Source organism: Nocardia sp. NPDC050713, assembly GCF_040654315.1.
Lineage (GTDB): Bacteria > Actinomycetota > Actinomycetes > Mycobacteriales > Mycobacteriaceae > Nocardia.
Window position 1 is genome coordinate 414,592 of the sequence record NZ_JBFAHS010000001.1, and the last position, 18,555, is coordinate 433,146.

At 70.3% G+C, this 18,555-nt stretch carries 9 protein-coding genes; 3 read left to right on the forward strand and 6 right to left on the reverse strand.

What is annotated here, in order from left to right:
- Nucleotides 1-58: 58 nt before the first annotated feature.
- From AB0H49_RS01515 to AB0H49_RS01535, 5 genes are read right to left on the reverse strand one after another with little or no spacing between them, the layout of a single operon-like run.
- Complete coding sequence (locus tag AB0H49_RS01515) at nt 59-5,092, reverse strand: amino acid adenylation domain-containing protein (protein WP_357245939.1); 5,034 nt, start codon at nt 5,090-5,092, stop codon at nt 59-61.
- Nucleotides 5,093-5,133: 41 nt separating this feature from the next.
- Nucleotides 5,134-9,711, reverse strand: coding sequence for an amino acid adenylation domain-containing protein (locus AB0H49_RS01520; protein WP_357245942.1), 4,578 nt, complete (start codon nt 9,709-9,711; stop codon nt 5,134-5,136).
- A gap of 13 nt (nt 9,712-9,724) precedes the next feature.
- On the reverse strand, nt 9,725-12,820 hold the full coding sequence (gene nbtC, locus AB0H49_RS01525) for a nocobactin polyketide synthase NbtC (RefSeq protein ID WP_357245945.1): 3,096 nt from the start codon (nt 12,818-12,820) through the stop codon (nt 9,725-9,727).
- Complete coding sequence (locus AB0H49_RS01530; protein ID WP_357245947.1) at nt 12,813-14,135, reverse strand: polyketide synthase; 1,323 nt, start codon at nt 14,133-14,135, stop codon at nt 12,813-12,815. The genes nbtC and AB0H49_RS01530 overlap by 8 nt, the downstream gene beginning before the upstream one ends.
- A 27-nt stretch (nt 14,136-14,162) precedes the next feature.
- On the reverse strand, nt 14,163-14,918 hold the full coding sequence (locus AB0H49_RS01535) for an alpha/beta fold hydrolase (RefSeq protein WP_357245950.1): 756 nt from the start codon (nt 14,916-14,918) through the stop codon (nt 14,163-14,165).
- 178 nt (nt 14,919-15,096) lie between these two features.
- Between AB0H49_RS01535 and AB0H49_RS01540 the strand changes: the two genes are divergently transcribed.
- Nucleotides 15,097-15,762: a GNAT family N-acetyltransferase gene (locus AB0H49_RS01540; RefSeq protein WP_357245953.1), complete on the forward strand. Its 666-nt coding sequence runs from the start codon at nt 15,097-15,099 to the stop codon at nt 15,760-15,762.
- A 3-nt stretch (nt 15,763-15,765) separates the two neighbouring features.
- Here AB0H49_RS01540 and AB0H49_RS01545 read toward each other — a convergent pair whose 3' ends face one another.
- On the reverse strand, nt 15,766-17,052 hold the full coding sequence (locus AB0H49_RS01545; RefSeq protein WP_357245956.1) for a SidA/IucD/PvdA family monooxygenase: 1,287 nt from the start codon (nt 17,050-17,052) through the stop codon (nt 15,766-15,768).
- Nucleotides 17,053-17,208: 156 nt separating this feature from the next.
- Between AB0H49_RS01545 and AB0H49_RS01550 the strand changes: the two genes are divergently transcribed.
- Both AB0H49_RS01550 and AB0H49_RS01555 read left to right on the forward strand, forming a co-directional pair.
- Nucleotides 17,209-17,676 carry a hypothetical protein gene (locus tag AB0H49_RS01550; RefSeq protein WP_357245959.1) on the forward strand — a complete coding sequence of 156 codons (468 nt, stop codon included), beginning with the start codon at nt 17,209-17,211 and terminating at the stop codon, nt 17,674-17,676.
- A 95-nt stretch (nt 17,677-17,771) separates the two neighbouring features.
- Nucleotides 17,772-18,479 (forward strand): siderophore-interacting protein, encoded by a 708-nt coding sequence (locus tag AB0H49_RS01555; RefSeq protein WP_357245962.1) that lies wholly within the window; start codon nt 17,772-17,774, stop codon nt 18,477-18,479.
- The last annotated feature ends 76 nt before the right edge of the window (nt 18,480-18,555 follow it).

Here is an 18,555-nt window from a genome sequence, read left to right on the forward strand (position 1 = left end):
CCAACCGGCCACAGCGGGCATCCGGTCGGCCGATGGGAAACCGGCCGACCGGTGCGCGTCAGTTCTGCGCCGCCCAGGAGCTCTGGAGCGCCGCGAGGGCGTTCTGATCGAGGCCCGACACCGACATCGCCTCGTGCCGGTGCTCGTCCTCGGTCTCGGCGGGCGGGTTGGCGGCGACCTCGTCCACGGCGGCGGCCAGTTCGGCGATGGTGAAGTACTCGAACACCAGCTGCGGAGTCAGCGGCAGACCCGCCTCGCCCGCCCGGGCCGCCCACTGGATGGCGATGACGCTGTCACCACCGAGCCCGAAGAAGCCGTCGTCGCGTCCGACGTCGGTGATCTCCAGCAGTTCCTCCAGGATGGCGATCAGGGTGCGCTCGGTATCGGTCTGCGGCGCTTCGCTTTCGCCGCCGGTGGACCGCGCGGACGCGGGCGTCATGTGCACCACCGAACGGGCCGTGTCCCATTCGGCGGGCAGCACGTCCAGTTCGGTGAGCGCCCGGTCCGGCTGTTCGGCGAAGGCCTCGAACACCTTGGCAAGCACGTCGGCGAAGACCTCGCCGGTCGCGGCCTCGTACAGGTCGGGGTTGACCACGACGCGCGCGATCAGGTCGCCGGTGATGTCCACGGTGTAGTCGAAATGGAAGTCCATGAACGACACGTCGTAGAACTTGGCGATGCCCTCCAGCGTCGTCGCCCCGTCCTCGCTGAACGCGACGGGCGCCTGCCGGTGCCGGAAGTGCATCATCACCTGGAACAGCGGGTTGCGGGCCAGCGAGCGCGCCGGGTTGATGGTCTCCACCAGCCGCTCGAAGGGCACACCCTGCTTGCTGATCGCGTCCAGCGCCGAATCGCGCACCCGGTCCAGCACGACCCGCGGGGTCGGATCGCCCGAGACGTCGTTGCGCAGCACGACGACATTGGCGAACAGGCCGATCAGGTCGTCGGTCGCCTCGCCGATGCGGTTGGCGACCGCGGCGCCGATGGCCAGATCGTCGCCCGCGCCGAGCGCGTTCAGCACCACCGCGCTGACGGCCTGGCACAGCATGAACTCGGTGGCCCCGGCCTCCTCGGCCCTGGCCCTGGCCTTCTCCCAGATCGCGGCGGGCACCGTGCGCGCGGTGCCGATGCCATTGCGGCCCAGCACTTGCGGACGCGGGCGGTCGTGTCCGACGGCGATCTCGTCCGGCAGCCCGGCCAACGCCTCGCGCCAGTAGTCCAGCTGTGCCTGACCCGCGGCGCTGACCTCGCGATCCGCACCGCGATCGAACATCTCGCGCTGCCACATGGCGAAATCGGCGAACTGGATGGGCAATTCGGACCACTCAGGGGCGGCTCCGCGCACGCGAGCGCGGTAGGCGGCGGTGAGATCGTCGACGAAGATCTGGCAGGACCTGCGGTCGGCGATGATGTGGTGCATCAGGATCGACAGCACGGTGGTCCGCTCGTCCAGCACGAGCAGCCGCAGGCGCAGCAGCGGCTCGGCCTGCAGGTCGAACACGTAATCGGCGTCGGTCGTGAGTTCCTCGTCGAGCTTCGCCTCGTCACCGTTCAGGTCGAGGACCGGGACCTCGACGTGCGCGATGGGATGCACGAGCTGGTACGGCGTGCCCTCGTGCTCGGGGAACGTGGTGCGCAGCGATTCGTGCCTGGCCACCACGTCATCGATCGCGGCGAACAGCGCGGCGCGATCGATCGGTCCGTCGAACCGGATCGGGTAGGTGACGTTCTCGCCGTCGATCGAGCCCTCCATGCGCCGCTGCAACCAGTACGCGCGCTGCGAGTACGACAGCGGGATGTGCTCGGGCCGCTCCCTGCGCGCCAGTTCGGGCCGCGAACCGCGCGCCTCGGCGACGGCCTGATCGGCGTCCGATGCCTCGGTCTCGCCGAGTTCGTCCAGGTCGATACCGAATTCGTCGAGGAACGAGGCGACCAGGTGAGCCGCGAGCCCCGCGACGGTCGGCTTGTCGAACGGCACGCGCATGTCGATCTCGATGCCGAACTCGGCGCGGATCATGGTGATCAGGCGGGCGGCCAGCAGCGAATGGCCGCCGAGTTCGAAGAACGAGTCGTCGGCGCCGATGCGGTCCTGGTCGAACAGGGTGGCGTACAACGCGGCGACGCGAATCTCGGTGGGCGTCTTCGGTTCCCGGTAGCTACGCGCCACCGCGAGCTCGGGGGTCGGCAGGGCGCGCTTGTCCAGCTTGCCGTGCGCGGTCAGCGGCACCTCGTCGATGACGGTGAGCGCCGCGGGCACCATGTACTCCGGCAGGCGCGCGCCGACGAACGCCCGCACGACGTCCAGGTCGAGTTCGACGCCCGGCTGGGGCACCACGTATCCGGCCAGGATCGGGCCGAGCGACTCGTGCTCGGTGACGATCACGACGCAGTGCGCGACACCGGGGTGATCGGTGACGGTGGCTTCGACCTCGCCGAGCTCGATGCGATGCCCGCGCACCTTGACCTGCTCGTCCGCGCGGCCGACGAACTCGATCTCGCCGTGCGTGTTGCGTCGCGCGAGATCACCGGTGCGGTAGAGCCTTTCGCCGGGCAGGAACGGGTCGGCGACGAAACGCTCGGCGCTCAGGCCGGGCCGATGCAGGTAGCCGCGGGCCAGCTGGCGGCCGCCGAGGTAGATCTCGCCGACGACGCCGTCGGGCACCAGCTGCAGCGCCTCGTCCAGCAGGTAGAGGTAGACGTTCTGGTTCGGTACGCCGATCGGCACGATGCCGGTGCCCTGCGGTCCGTCGACCGGCATGTGGGTCGAGCAGACCACGGCCTCGGTGGGGCCGTAGTGGTTGCGCAGTTCCGCGTCGAACTGGGTGGCGAACCGGTCGGCGACCTCGCCCGGCAGCGCCTCGCCGCCGACGGGCACGTGGCGCAGCGTGCGCCAGTCGTTGACCTCCGGCAGCACCAGGAAGGTGGCCAGCATCGAGGGCACCATGTGCAGCACCGAGATGCCGTGGCGGGTAACCAGATCCGCGACGTACGGAATGTCGCGGTAGGCGTTCGGCTTGGGCACCACGACCCGCGCGCCCGCCGCGAGCGTGACGAAGATGTCCATCAGCGAGGCGTCGAAGCTCACCGAGGTGGACTGCAACACCCGGTCCTGCGGCGTCAGGTCCCATTCGGCGTTGAAGCAGGCTAGGTGCTCGGCGATGGCGTCGTGCGGCACCGGAACGCCCTTGGGCTTGCCGGTGGAGCCCGAGGTGTAGATGACGTAGGCGGTGTTCGACGGGCGCAGCGGCGATCGGCGATCGCTGTCGGACGGGTCGGCCTCGGAACGGTCGGCGGCCTTGCCTTCGGCGTCGGCGAGTGCGTCGGCGTCGAGCACGAGCTCGGGCTCGGCGTCCGAGAGCAGGTACTCGATGCGGTCGGCCGGGTAGGCAGGGTCGATCGGCAGGTACGCCGCACCCGCCTTGAGCACCGCGATGGACGCGACGATGAACTCGACGGAGGTCGCCATGCGCAGCGCGACGATGTCCTCCGGGCCGACACCGAAGCCGATCATCCAGTGCGCCAACCGGTTCGCGCGCCGGTTCAGCGCGTCGAAGGTCAGCTCGACGTCGTCGGAGACCACCGCGACATGGTGTGGCGCCGCGGCGACGCGCTCTTCGAGCACGGCGACCAGGGTGGTCACGGGCGTCTCGACGAGCGGGCCGTGCGAGGCGGCCAGCAGCTCGGCGCGGTCGGCGTCGCCGAGAATGTCGATGTCGCGCAGGCGAAGCCGGGGATCCCGCAGCGCGCTGTCGAGCAATTGCACGTAGTGGTCGAGGAATTGGGCGACCAGGTGCTCGTCCAGCACGTCGACCAGATAGGTCGCCTCGACCCGCGCGCCCGCGCTGTCGAGCACCACCATCAGGCCCAGTTCCTCCTGGGCCACGCCGCTGCCCAGCGGCAGTTCGGCGGATTCGACACCAGCCAGGTCGAAGCCGTTGGCCTCGCCGCGGACGCTGAAGCTGAGCTGCACCAGCTGCGCCATGGCGTCGCGACCCGCGACGCGCTCCGGGCCGACCTCGCGGACCACGCGGTCGATGCCCACGCCCTGGTGGCCGAACGCGCCGACGCACGCGGCGCGGGTCTGCTCCAGCAGAGTGGCGAAATCGGCGGAGCTGTCCAGGTCCGCGCGGACCAGCACGGCGTTGCCGAAGTAGCCGATGAGGCTTTCCGCGCCCGCGCGCCGGTTGACGACGGGCACCGAGACGAGGAAATCGGTCGCGGCGGTGTACCGGTGGACCAGCGCCTCGAACGCGGCGAGCAGCACCGTGAACGGCGTGGCCGAGTGCTCGCGCGCGAGCTCGACGACTCGCGCCATCAGTTCCGGCGCGAGGGGCCTCGTGCGCTTGTCGGCGTTCTTGGACGGGGTGGCCACCGCCGCTTTGCTCGGCAGTTCGAGGCGCTCGGGCAACGGCGTCAACGTCTCGCGCCACCAGGCCAGATCGGCATCCGAGCCACCGTCCGCGCCGACCTCGACATCGATGTACTGGGCGCGCGGTTCGGGCAAATCCGCGCCGCGGTAGGCGGCGTTGACCTCGGCGAAGAACACCGGCCACGAGTCGTCGTCCCAGCCGACGTGGTGCACGACGAGGATCAGCACGTGCTCGTCGGCCGCGGTGCGCGCCAGGGTCGCGCGCAGCGGCAGGTCGGTGGTCAGGTCGAAGGGGCGCGCGAACTCGCGGCGCGCCAGCACCTCGACCCGCAGGTTCCGGCTCGCCTCCGGCAGCGCGCTGAGATCGTGTTCCTGCCAGGGCAATTCGACGTCATCGCGGGACACCTGGAACGGCTCACCGTCCGCGTCGACGCCGTAGGTGGTGCGCAGCACCTCGTGGCGGGCCAGGACGGTGGCGCAGGCCGCGCGCAACCGCTCGGCGTCCAGCGCTCCGGTCAGCCGGTAGGCGACGCAGACGTTCAGCGTGGTGTCGGCCGGATCGAGGCGCTGCACGAACCACATGCGCCGCTGGGCGTCCGACAGCGGGCTCGGCTCGCCGCTGACGCGGGTACGCACCGGGGCGGGCGCGTCGGCCTTGACGGCGTTTTCGCGCAATCGGCGCTGCAGCAACTGCTTACGACGCTCGAGAATGTCCTCTGACATGGTGGTCCTTCGATTCGGCTGACGGTCTTGGGGTTCCGGGTTCACGCGGGCGTCGCGGGCGGTCCACCGACGGCGACGGGCGCGATCGCGCGCGCCAGCGCCGCGATGGCGGCGTGCCAGATCTCGGCGAGCCGCGCCACTTCGGCGGCGGTGAACAGGACGTCGCTCCACCGCAGGAGGGTGACCAGCTGCGGTCCGGCGTCGGTGGGCTGCACGCCCGCGATGACGTCCATGGCGTACCGGAGGGGGAAATCGGGTTCGGGCGCGGTCGGCAACTGGGTGAACAGCTCGACCTCGTGGACCGGCGACCACGGCTTACGGGTGACGGCCAGGTCCATCCGGCCCAGGTAGTCGAACAGCACCTGCGGCTCGGGAGCCGCGGCGAGTTCGGCGTCGGCCTGGAGATAGCGCAGCACGCCGTAGTCGACGCCGTTGTTCGGCACCGCGGCCAGCGACGCGGCGACCGAGGCGAGCAGTGCCCGCGCCGCGGCCGGGTCCTGTTCCGCGGCGGCCACATCCACCGCGTCCGCGCCCGCGCCGAAGCGCGCGGGGAAGACACTGGTGAACCAGCCGACCGTCTGGGCGGTGTCGACGTCGGCCCCGAGCACCTGATCCTCGCGACCGTGGCCTTCCATCGCGAGATACGCCCCGCCGCTGGCGTCCTGGCCGCGTTCCCGGCGCCAGGTGGCCAGCGTCGCGGTCAGCGCGGCGAGCAGGAACTCGCGCGCGCCGAGCTCGCCGGTGAGTCCGTCGAGCACCGCCGCGGTCGTCTCCGGCGCGGTGAACAGCGGCTGCACCCGGTAGGAGGACCAGGTGTCGGTGCTCGGATCCGGCCGCCGGGCGGCCAGCACCGGGTCCGGCGCGGTCGTCTGCGCGATCCAGTAGTCGCGCTGCGCGGCGACCTCCGCGCTGCCCGCGCGAGCACGAGTCAGCTCGGCCCAAGTGCGGTAGGACGTGTACTCGACCGGCGGAGCGAGTTCCGACGCACCCGCCGACAGCTCCTCCCACGCCGCGGCCAGGTCCGCGCAGATGATGTGCCAGGAGACCGGGTCCACCGCGAGGTGGTGGATGTTGAGCAGCAGCAGGCCGGGGCCGTCGGCGCGGGTGAACCAGACCGCGCGCACCAGATCGCCGGTGAGCGGGTCGATCTCGTCGGCCACGGCCAGCGCGTGCGCACCGAGTTCCGTCGGGAAGTTCGGTCCCGCTTCGATTCTGGTCAGGATGTCCGCGGCGCGCACCACACCCGGCTCGCGGGTGACGACGTCGTATCCGGCCGCCGTCTCGACGAAACGGGCGCGCAGCATGTCGTGACCGTCGAGCAGAGCTTGCAGCACCGCTTCCAGGCGCGGGCCGTCCACCTCGGCGGGCAGTTCCAGCAGGGTGTTCAGCGCGAGCCTGCGGTAGTTGCCGTGCTCGTGCATCCAGGACAGAATCGGCACCTGGCCGACCGCGCCGTATTCGGCGACGGCGCCGCTCTTTTCGGTACCCGCGCCCGCGTCGATGGCCGCCGCGAGTTCCCGGATCGACCCCGCGGTCAGCACCGCGCGGGGGCTCGTCGCGATTCCCTTGCGGCGCAAGGCGTTAACCAGCGAGATGGCGACGATGCTGTCCAGTCCCAATTCGACCAGGTGCTCGTCGATACCGGGTTCGGCGCCGCCGGTGAGTTCTGCGACGGTCGCGCACAGCGTGCGTTCGGTGTCGGAGGTCGGCGCGGTGCTCGCCGCCGCGCTGTCCAGCGCCGCGGTCGCCAGCGCCTCGAGCTGCCGCGCGTCGAGCTTGCCGTTGCCGGTGACCGGCAGTCCGCCGACCGCGAGGATGCGGTGCGGAACCATGTAGCTGGGCAGCCGTTCGGCGAGTTCGGCGCGCAGCCGGGCGGATTCGAGTTCCGCGCCCACCGCGAAGCCGACGAGCACCGGCCCGCTCGGGCGGCGCAGCACCAGTACCGCGGCCTCACGGACGCCGGGCAACGCGTGCAGCGCGGCTTCGATGTCGCCGATCTCGATGCGGTAGCCGCGGATCTTCACCTGGTCGTCGGCGCGGCCGAGGTAGGCGAAATCGCCGGAGGGCAAGCGGCGCACCAGGTCTCCGGTGCGGTACATGCGCTGGCCCGGCCGGAACGGGTCCGCGACGAAACGCTCGGCGGTGATGCCCGGCTTGCCCGCGTAGCCGCGCGCCAGCTGCGCGCCGGAGAGGTAGAGCTCGCCGATGACCCCGTGCGGCGTCGGACGCAACCGCGAATCGAAGACGTAGCCCGTCATTCCGGTGGTGGGCGAGCCGATGGTCGGCGTCGCCTTCGGGTCGGCGACGGAGGCGACCACCGCTTCGACCGTGGTCTCGGTGGGGCCGTAGCAGTTGTGCACGGCGGTGTTCGGCAAGGCGCACAGCTGTTTCCACAGCGGCACGCCGATGGCCTCGCCGCCGAGGGCGAGCACCGCGAGGTCGGAGCCGCCGTCGTGCACCAGGCCCGCGGCGGCCAGCTGGGCGAACATCGACGGCGTGGTGTCGATCATGTCGATGCCGTCCCTGCCGATACCGTCCACCAGGCGCTGCGCGTCGCGCATCTCCTCCGCGTCGAACAGGTGGATCGACTGACCGTCCAGCAAGCCGATCATCGGCTGCCAGGACGCGTCGAAGCTCAGCGACCAGGCGTGCGCGATCCGCAGCGGCCTGCCGAGCCGAGCCGTCGCGGGCCGGTACACCCGGTCGCGGTGGTCGGCGAAGTAGGAGGCCAACGCCGCGTGGGTGCCCATGACGCCCTTGGGTTCTCCGGTCGAGCCGGAGGTGAAGATGAGATACGCGCACTGTTCCGGGTGCCCGGACACCGGGGCCGTGAGCGCCGCGGAGTCGGTCACCACCGCGCCGAACGACTCGACGGGAGGCAGCGACTCGATCTCGTCGAGCGCGGGCACACCCGCGCCGTCCACCACGATCAGTCGTGGGTTCGACTGACGCACAATCGATTCGATCCGCGCGGCGGGCAGCGTGATGTCGACCGGCACGTAGGCCGCGCCAGCGGCGAGCACACCGAGGATGGCCACGATGGACTCGGCCGAACGCGGCATAGCGAGGGCGACAACGTCTTCCGAACCGATGCCGCGCGCGGCCAGACCACCGGCCAGGCGCAGTGCGGCTTCGGAGAGCTCCCGATAGGTGTAGCGCTCGTCTTCGGTGCTCAGCGCCAAGGCGTCCGGCGTCGCGGCCACCTGGCGGGCGAACAGCTCCGGCACCGTCACGCCCAGGACGTCGGCGGCGGGCGACACGGGCGGTCGCGGCCGCTCTCCCGGCAGCAGCACGTCGAGCGAATCCTGGCCCGCGTCACCGATATCGGGCAGCTGGCGCAGTACCTCCACCAGGCGAGCGCCCAGGTCGGCGGGCGAGATCTCGCCGAGCACCGCCTCGACGGCCTCCACCACCACGGCCAGCTCGCCGTTGAGCAGGTAGGAGACGACCGCGAGCGGGTAGTGGGTCAGGCTCTCCGACGCGGTCGGCCGGAAGGTGGTGCCGTCCGCGGTGGTGATCGCCTGGAGCACGTCGGCGACCGGCGCGTTCTCGTAGACGAAGAGCGTGTCGAACAGGGCGCCGCGCCCGGTGGCCCGCTGAATGGCGGACAGGCTCAGATATCCGTTGTCGCGCATGGTCGCCGACGCGCGCTGCAACTGGGCGCAGCCTTGCGCCACCCCGCCCGCCGCTTCCAGTTCGTCGAGCCGGATGCGCACCGGAATGGTGTTGATGAACAGGCCGATCATGGTCTCGACACCGGCCAGCTCGTCCGGCCTGCCGGAGACGGTGGTGCCGAAGACGACGTCGGTGCGGTCGGTCAGCCTGCCGAGCACGATCGCCCACGCGAACTGGACGACCGTGTTCATGGTCAGCCCGTTCGCGCGGGCCCAGCGCTGCACCCGGTCGGTGTCGGCGCCGTCGAGGACCACCTTGTGGATGGTCGGCACGATCGTGTTCACCGCCGCGTCGGCGCGGTCGGCGAGAATCAGCGGGTCCACCTCGGCCAGGTAGTCGGCCCAGCCGCGCAGGGTGGCCTCGCTGTCGCGGGCGCCCAGCCAGCCGATGTAATCGCGGTAGGGGCGCGGCGCGGGCAGTGCGGCCGCCGAGCCGCCCGCCTCGTAGACCGCGAAGAGTTCGCGGAAGAACACACCGAGCGACCAGCCGTCCATCAGGATGTGGTGGGCGGTCACGATCATTCGGTGCGACCCGTCGGGCAGGGCGACGATCGCGACGCGCAGCGCCGGACCGCGGGACAGGTCGAAGCCGTGACGGGCCTCGGAGGCCACGATCGCTTCGAGTTCCCGTTCGTCGGCGGTCCTTTCGAACCACGGCAGCTCGACCGAGGTGGGCACGATTTGCACCGGCTTGGGCACGTCGCGGTCCCAGAACGCGGCGCGCAGGTTGGCGTGCCTGCGCAGGATCGCCTCGACGCTGCGGCGCAGCAGCGCCACGTCGACCGGGCCCGCGACCTCGATCACGAACTGCATGTTGTACAGGTCGTCGTCACCGGCCAGCTTGGCGAGCGAGAACAGGCCCTCCTGCAACGGGCTGAGGGCGAGCACGTCCTCGATCTGCGGCGGCGCCGCCTTGCGCTCGGTCGCCTGCGTGGTCTCCGACATTCCAGCGGACTCCTCAGCCTTTGTTCTCGGACATCAGCGACACGACGTCATCCAGGGACGCGCCGCCGAGAATGGCGGCAACCGGAAGGTCGCGGTTCAGTTCGGCCTTGAGCCGTTTGCGCAGATCGAGCGCCTGCAACGAGTCCATGCCCAGCGAGACGAGCGGGACCGAGCCGTCGATGGCCTCGCCGCCGTCGGAGAGCATGACGCGGTCCAGCTCCTTGCGGATGCGTTCGGCGAAACCCGCTTCCGGAACAGACGGCGCGGAAATCACTGGGGCCGATACCGTCTCGGCGCGCATCGGCTCGGCGGCCGGTGCGGTCGTCGGCTCGGGAGCCGGAGCCAGTTTCGCGAGCGCGTCGAGCGCGGGTGCGAAAACCGGTTCGAGCCCGACTGTTTCGGTGACGCCGCGCAGCTTCGACCAGTCCGCCGCGAGGACCAGGCTGTTGGCGGAGGCGTCGGCCAGCCCGGCCGCCACCGCGTCGGCAGCCGCCATCGGCAGCAGACCCGAGCCCTCGATCCTGGCCTCGACCGCCGCGTCGGCCTCGGCGGGCAGCACCCACAGCCCCCACTGCACCGACGTGCACGCGCGGCCTTCGGCGCGCAGCCGCCAGGCCATGGCGTCGAGCATGCGGTTGGTGCCCGCGTAGAGCGCCTGGCCCCAGCCGCCGAGGGTGGCGGCGAAGGACGAGCACAGCAGCACGGTGGCCGTGGGCGTCGTCGGCAGGGTGCGCAGCACCTCGCCGAAGCCGACCACCTTGGCCGCGCCCGCCTGGGCGACGGCCGCGGCGTCGGCGTCGGACGCGGCGGAGTACACGTAGTCCACGGCCGCGTGCGCCAGCAGGCTCACCGGGCGGTCCGCGTACCGGGCGGCCAGCTCGACGACCGCCGCGGGATCGCTGATATCGCAAGCGAACACGTCGATCTCGGTGTCGGCCAGCGCGCGGACGGGGCGCAGCCGTTCGGTCAGCGCGGCCGTCTCGCCGCCGCGGTTCACCAGGGTGATCCGGCGCGCGCCGTCGCGGACGAACTGCGCGCAGAACTCCAGGCCGACGTGCCCGGTGCCGCCGAGGATCAGCACCTCGTTCAAGTCGGGTGCGGCGGCCGTAGCCCGCTCGGCCACGGCGAGTCGCTTGGCGTGCAGCTTGGCGTCGCGCATCGCGAGGTCGGGCTCACCCGCCAGTTGCACGGCTTCCAAAATCTTGTCGGCGGGCAGCTTCTGCTCCAGCGCCGGGTAGTCCGCGGGCAGGTCGATACGGCGGAAGGTGACGCCGATACGCTCCAGCGCGACGCAGCGGAAGGCCGCACCGGCCGCCGCGGCGGCGAGCGCGGGAATCTCGTTCTCGCCCACCGCTTCCGCGCCCGCCGTCACCAGCCAGCACTCGGTGACGCGCGGGCCGAGCGCCGCGAGCCAGCCCTGATCGGTGGCGAAGTCGGCGAACTCGGCGACCGCGGCCGCCTCGTCCTGCGCGCTGCTCGGGGGCAGCAGCACCACGACCGTGTCGGCCTGCTCGACGGGCGAACCGTCGAACATCGTCACCGTCGCACCGTGCCGTTCGGCGCGCTCGCGCAGCGCGGCGGCCAGCTCGGCGCAGCGACCGTCGCGGTCGACGAGGGCGACTGTGCGCGGCGGCGTCAGCGTGCGCCGGGAGAGCCGAGTCCAGTTCTCCACCAGACGAACCGGCGCGACCTCGGCCGGACCCGTCGTCTCAACGGACCGGTACGGCGCCCACAGCCGCTTCGGCGACATCTGGGTGTGCGGGAAGTTCGGCAGCGGGAGCCGGACGGCGGAGCCCGCCACGCGCAGGCTCTGCCAGTCGTAGTTCAGGTCGTGCACGGCGAGGGTCGCGAGGTTGCGCGTGAAATCCTCCAGCCCCACCGCGGTGCGCCGCGAGGTGCCGAGCACCTGGAAGTCGCGCGGTCCGGTTGCCGGGTCGTCCGGCACGGTGGCCAGGTTCTCCTGTAGCGCCAGTTGCAGCGTGGGGTGTTCGGCCACCTCGATGAAGGTGTCGACCTCGGCGGTGGCGGCCACGACGGCGCGGTCGAAGCGGACCCGGTTGCGCAGGTTCCAGTACCAGTACTGCCGGTGCGTGATGTCCGGTGTGATCGGTCCGCCGAGAGTGCCGCCGTAGCAGGTGATCTCGGTGGGCGAGAAGGTCGGCGCGCTCATCTCGTCGCCGAGCACTCCCTCCATCTCCTTGCGGATTTTGATCAGGAACGTGGTGTGCGCCGGGTAGGCGACCTTGATCTCCTTGGCGAACTTCCCCTCGGCGTTGGCCATCGCCACCATGTCGGCGACGGTGTCCTGGTCGCCGGAGATCGCGAGAATGTGCGGCGCGTTCACGACGGCGAGCTCGGCCCAGCCGGAATGCCTGGCCAGCATCGCCTCGCACGCCTCGCGGTCCATGCCGAGCACGGCCATCGAGTACTGCTCGGGGTAGACGATCTCGTCCACGAACCGCGCACGGTGGGTCACGGCCAGCACCGCGTCGCGCCGGGTCATGACGCCCGACACCCAGCCCGCGGCCAGTTCGCCCTGGCTGTGGCCGACGGTCGCGACCGGGCGCACCCCGTACGCCTGCCACATGGCGGCCAAGCCGGACATGTGGAACATCAAGGCGGGCTGCACTTCCCAGACGGTGTCCTGGTATTCGCCCTCGTTGCCGAGCAAATAGTGGAACGGCGCGATGTGGCCATAGCGCTGCTCGTGGATCTCGACGCAGGCGTCGACCTCGGCGCGGTACTCCGGTGAGTTCTCGTAGTAGGAGCGGCCCATGCCCGGCCGCTGACTGCCCTGACCGGGGAAGACGAAGCCGACGCGGCGCGGCGAAGCGAGTCCGACGGTGCTCACCACCGCGGGGTGCGGGGCGTCCGCGACGACGGCACGCAGCGCGTCGAGCAGGTCGTCGCGGGTGCGCGCCATCGCGAGCGCGCGGCGGCGGCGCGCGATCCTGGTGCGGAAGAGCATGTCCGCCACGGCATCCGGCGTCACGCGCTCGTGGCGCTCCAGGTAGGAGAGCACGGCGGCGGCTTCGGCGCGCAGCCCGTCGGCGGTGTCGGAGGACAGCAGCACCGGAACGGCGCCGTCCGGGAGACGGTAATCAGGCATCGATATCCTCCAGAACCGGCATGGCCAGGATGGCGTGCGCGTTCGTGCCCGCGACGCCGAACGACGAGACCGCGGCGTAGCGGACGCCCTCGTGCGGTTCCCACGGCTCGAACTCCGTGGCCAGACGCAGCCCGGTCGCGTTCCAGTCCACCGCGGCGGCGGGGTCGTCCGCGTGCAGTGTCGGCGCGATGTGGCCGTTGGCGCCGCACAGCAGCACCTTGATCAGCCCGAGCATGCCCGCGGCGGCCTGCGCGTGGCCGACATTGGTCTTCACCGAGCCCAGCCGGGGACCGCGCTCCGGGTCGGCGCCGTAGGTCTTGCACAGCGCGGTGAGCTCCAGCGGGTCGCCCACCGGAGTTCCGGTGCCGTGCCCCTCGACCAGGCCGACCAGGCTCGGGTCGATGCCCGCCGCGTCGATCGTTTTGCGCACCAGCGCTTCCTGCGCCTGCGCGCTGGGCACCGCGATCGGCGCGCCCTTGCCGTTGTGGTTGACCCTGGTGGCCAGCACCCTGGCGTACACGCGGTGGCCGAGTTCGCGGGCCCGCGACTCGCGTTCCAGCACGACGACTCCCGCGCCCTCGCCCCACAGGGTTCCGGTCGCGCTCGCGGAGTAGGCGCGCAGGTGACCGTCCACGGCCAGCGCGTTGTTCTTGGCGAACTCGTAGAACGCGGCGGGCGAACCCATCACGCTCACGCCGCCCGCGAGCGCCCAGTCGCACTCGCCGTTGCGGATCGCGGCGGCGGCCTGGTGCACAGCGGTCAGCGACGACGCGCACGCGGTGTCCACGGTGATCGACGGACCGACCAGACCGAGACCGTGCGAGATGCGCCCGGCCACCGCGCCCAGCGCGGTGCCGACGGCGCGATAGCCGTTGTACTCGTTGACTTCGCCGGCGCGCGGGCCGTATTCGATGAACGAGGCGCCCATGAAACAGCCCACCTCGTCACCGGCGAGTGCGCCGGGGTTGATCCCCGCGTGCTCGAGCGCGCGCCAGGCCACCCGCAGCGCGACCCGCTGCTGCGGATCCATGGCGACCGCCTCGCGCGGCGTGATCCCGAAGAATTGCGGATCGAATTCCGTTGCCCCGGTGAGGAATCCACCGGCGTCGGGCACCGAACCCCAGCCTTCGTCGCGGTGCAGGGAGAAGACTTCCCGCAGCGGCCATTCCCGGTCACGGGGAAAAGGACCGATCAATTCTCGCGATTCGGCGAGTGCCGACCAGAAATCGTCCAGATTGTCGACGCCCCCCGGCGCCTCCACCGCCATACCGGCGATGACAATGTGATCTTCTTCCCCCGAAACAGCGCGTGCCATGCCAAACCTAACGTGCGAATTCGCGAACTATCTCGCGGAAAGAACTTCGGACGTCAGCAATTCAGCGATGCCGTCCACGTGGTCGTTCAGGTAGAAATGTCCGCCGTCGAAAAGGGTGACGGTGATGTCCTGCTCGCTGTGCGTCGCCCACTCCTGCAGGTGGCGCGCGGTGACGTGCTCGTCGTCGGAGCCGCCCATGACGTGCAGCCTGGCGCGCAACTTGACCTCGGGCCCGCACACGTAGCGGTCGAACGCGGCGTAGTCGGCCTTGAGGGCGGGCAGCGTCATGCGCATGATCTCGCGGCTGCCGAGCACGTCCGCGCCGGTGCCGTTGAGCCCGGCGAGATGATCGAGCAGCGCCTCGTCCTCGGTGGGATGCTGGGGCATGTCGACGACGCGGTACGGCGCGACCGCGCCCGATGCGCCGAACAGGTTCACCTCGACACCCGCGGCCTCGGCCTGGCGGACGAATTCGAAACCGACCATCGAGCCCATGCTGTGTCCGAAGACCGTGACCGGTTCGCCGCGGTGGTATTCCGACTCCAGGAACGCGCTCAGCGCGCCCGCCGCCACCTCGGGCAGGGTCGTCGGCATCGGCTCGGCGGCCCGGTCCTGACGGCCCGGGTACTGGAAGACGATGACGTCGAAATTCTCGCTGAGCGCCTTGGAAAAGGTGCGGTAGGCGGAGGCGCCGCTGCCCGCGTGCGGGAACATCAGCAACGTCGGGCTCGAGTCCGAGCTCGGCTTGTGGAATTTGCGAATCCAACCAAGGGTTTTCGGCATTACGGCTCCTGCATCACGGTATCGCTGCGCTAGCCGCTCGACTCCGTCCGCCAACTGGCGACGGGCCGGGCAACGCTAACCCAGCGACGTTAGCATAGGGTAACCTTACCGATGTAAGCCTAGGGTAACCTTACGACGCACTGCGCCGAAAAGCCGAGCGAACGGGAGCCCTAGCACGATGAACCAGACCGGGACGCCGTACGTCCTCAAGCGCGAATTGACCGATGTCGCAGAGGAGGTCCGCAGCGCACCGGCCCCGGTTGTTCCCGGCTTCGACGAGCCCTTCGAGCTACGGCTCGCCGATCCCGAGGGCGACGATCCGCAGATGCTCGCCGAGTGGATGGCGCTGCCGCACCTGCTGGAGACCTGGGAACAGGACTGGCCCGCGGACCGCCGCAAGCTCGACTTCCTCGCCCAACTGGCCGGAACCTATTCGCGGCCCTGCATTCTCAGCTACGACTTCGCCGCGATCGATCGCCCCGACCTCGGCCGTCGTGACATCGCGTACGTGGAGATCTACCGCGCGGCCAAGGACGAGAACGGCCGCCTGTACGACGCGGACCCGCTGGACATGGGATTCCACGTCGCCACCGCGGATCTGAATCTGATCGGACGCGGCATCATGTCGGGCTGGATGGACCAGCTGGCCGCCGCGCTGTTCGCCGCCGAGCCGGAGTGCAGGCGCTTGATCTGCGATCCCGACTACCGCAACGCCCCGATGCGCAAGGCGCTGTCGAAGAACGGCTGGGTCGAACTCGGCGAGTTCGACGTGCGGCCGGACCGCCGGATCGCGCTGCACATCCTGCCGCGCACGGCGGCGGACATGCCCGCGATCCGGCTCTGAACCTCAGCCGAAGGCCCGGTCCCGGTTTCTCGTCGCCGCGGACCGGGCCTTCGCCGATTCGGTGCGCAGCACGCGGTCCGAGAGTTCGCCGAGGCAGCTGAGATTCGGGAAACCCGGTCCCTGCGCCAGCGCGGCCAGGTTCGGCAGATACAGCTTCGCGTCCAAGCCCGAGACCGCGAGGTCGTAGCCGATCGACGCCTCGATCCTGGCTTGGGTCAGCTGTCCCCCGACCGCTAGTTCCAGCAGATCGGCGGCGTTGGCGTCGAACATCTCCAGGAACCACAGCGGCTGTCCGCCGGTCGCGTCGATCACCAGGTCGAAGTTGTGAATCTGATCGGGGCGCATCTCGTTGCGCAGCGTCAGCGCGACGCCGTCGCCGAGGTCGGCGACCCGCACGACCCGGCCCTGCATGTGGTGCACCCGGTTGTCGGCGAGCAGGCTCTCCTGCACGCGCACCGAGAACACACCGCGGTCGGTGCGCCTGATGACGTCCCTGCGCTCGTCGGTGCTCAGCGATCCCCACTTGATCGGATCGCTGAACAGCGAGTTCTCGAAATAGCTTTCGCCGCGGGTGTAGATGGTGGCCATCGGGGAGATCACCGAGATGGACAGCATGCCGTGGCGGACCAGTTCGTCCAGCGCCGAACCGGCCGTCTCGCCGCCGCCGATGACGGCAGCGCGCGAGGAGACGGGCAGCTTGCGCTTGCCCGCGAGGTCCCAGAATTCCGCGACGCTGAGCACCTTGGGGTGCTTGGCGAGCGCCTTCTCGCTGCGGCCGGGACCGGTGATCATCAGTGCGTCGGCGTCGATTTCGGTCGGAATGCCGTCGGCGTCGACCGCGGTGATCAGCCAGCCGTCGGCCGCTGCGGCGATGGTGCGCACGGTGCCGAGGACGAGCTCGAAATCGGTTCGCGCGGCGACCCACTGGAGGTACTTGGCCCAGACGTGATGCTGCGGACTCGGACGCCCACGGTCGATCCACTCGGCGTAGGTGCCCTGGTCCACCAGGAAGGAGGTCCAGCTGAACGCCGTCATGGCCTCGTTGATCGCGCGGTTGTGGCCACGCGCCCAGGTGGAGTGGTACGGGAAGCCCACGTCCTTCTCCGGGCTGGTGCCGAGCCGGTGCTGGCCGTCGGTCCAGCCGCCGCTGGGCAGCCAATTGCCGCCCACCGTCTGCGCTTCCACCACGACGACCCGTGGCGCGGGCAGCCCCAGTCCGCGCAGTACGTGCGCCTTGGCGGCGACGGCCATCGCCTTCGGACCCGCGCCGATCACCACAAGTGTTTCCACCGGTTCTCCCACTCTCACATCGCGCGTATCCGTGTTCGCGCCCACATCGACGAGCCCCCGCCTTCATGTTTGCATAGGCTTACCTTACAGTGAACCGCAGTGTCGATCCCCACAGCGGGGAAGCACTCCGGCACGAGAACGATAGGAAGTACTTTCATGATCAGCACCCGAAAGAAGCTGGGCGCGGTCGCCTTTGCCGCCGCCACCCTGGTCGGCGCGTTCGGCACCGTCACCACCGCCGCGATCGCCGAGGCCGCGCCGATCACCGCCCCGCTGCGCGCCAACGCGCCGAGCACCGGTGAGCTGCGTGCCAAGATGGCGCTGCTGTTCAACGCGGGCGCACCGCGCGCCGCGCGCGCCGCCGAGCTGGAGACCGGCGCGGCGGGCCTCGGCGTCTTCGACACCGCGGCCACGCTGATCGCCATCGCCCCGCCGAGCTGGCGCTGGGACGTCACCGGCCCGGTGACCGTCAACGGCGACACCCTTTCGGCCGTGCTGTACACCGCCACCGACGGTTACGAGCCGTGGACCTTCGACCTGACCTGGAAGCAGATCGACGGCACCTGGAAGCTGAGCCGCGAATCCGTCTGCACCATCGGCAACTTCGTCGGCCAGGGCTGCTGAGCGGTCCCGCGCGATTCGGCCCCCGCTTCGGCGGGGGCCGCTGTCGTTTCGCCGCGGTCGTGACATTCGACTCAGCTTAGGCTAACCTCACTTTTATGGGCAGAGGTTTCAACGGCGTCATCGTCAAGGCGTGGGGCGGTCAGGACTACCGGCTCACCGTCACCGCGACCGAATACGTCACCGACAAATACATTCGGCTCGGCTTCGACGCGGGCGGGCTGCTCGCCGACCATCCGGTGCACCCCACCCAGTGGATCCGCCTCTGGATTCCCGACCTCGAGACCGAGAAGCTGCACCACCGTGGCTACACGCTGGTGGACCCCGACCCCGAGGGCGACAAGTTCGCCATCGAGTTCGCCGTACACGACGGCCCCGCCGCGCAGTGGGCCGTCGACGCGACGGTCGGCGATGTGCTGGACGCGACGGTGCTCGGGTCCAGTTTCGAACTCCCCGAAACCGCGCCGAGCGAATACCTGATGTTCGGTGACACCGCCTCGCTGCCCGCGATCAACTCCCTGCTCGACGCGATCGGCGACGCACCCGCCCGCGTCTGGCTGGAATGGCAATACGAATCCGACCAGACCCTGCCCGTGCGCAACAAGCCACACCACCAGGTCACCTGGCTCCAGCGCATCGACGACGGCCGCCTACTGCGCGAACAGTCACAGGAAATCTCCTGCGCAGCAGACGCTTTCGCCTGGGTCGCCTGCGACGGCCACACCACCCGCTCGATCGTCAAAACCCTCAAGCAGACCCACAACCTGCCGAAAACCCAGCTGAAGTACCAGGCCTACTGGAAGTAAGGGCGTACCTCCGCCTCCGCCTCCGCTCCTGCCATGCGCGACTCCGCCCGGCGCGTGAGATTGCGTACTCGCGGTC

Bases quoted from the DNA above. Each gene is read 5' to 3' on its own strand.
- AB0H49_RS01535 (WP_357245950.1), bottom strand. From the start codon at position 14,918: ATGCCGAAAACCCTTGGTTGGATTCGCAAATTCCACAAGCCGAGCTCG.
- nbtC (WP_357245945.1), bottom strand. From the start codon at position 12,820: ATGCCTGATTACCGTCTCCCGGACGGCGCCGTTCCGGTGCTGCTGTCC.
- AB0H49_RS01515 (WP_357245939.1), bottom strand. From the start codon at position 5,092: ATGTCAGAGGACATTCTCGAGCGTCGTAAGCAGTTGCTGCAGCGCCGA.
- AB0H49_RS01550 (WP_357245959.1), top strand. From the start codon at position 17,209: ATGATCAGCACCCGAAAGAAGCTGGGCGCGGTCGCCTTTGCCGCCGCC.
- AB0H49_RS01520 (WP_357245942.1), bottom strand. From the start codon at position 9,711: ATGTCGGAGACCACGCAGGCGACCGAGCGCAAGGCGGCGCCGCCGCAG.
- AB0H49_RS01555 (WP_357245962.1), top strand. From the start codon at position 17,772: ATGGGCAGAGGTTTCAACGGCGTCATCGTCAAGGCGTGGGGCGGTCAG.
- AB0H49_RS01530 (WP_357245947.1), bottom strand. From the start codon at position 14,135: ATGGCACGCGCTGTTTCGGGGGAAGAAGATCACATTGTCATCGCCGGT.
- AB0H49_RS01540 (WP_357245953.1), top strand. From the start codon at position 15,097: ATGAACCAGACCGGGACGCCGTACGTCCTCAAGCGCGAATTGACCGAT.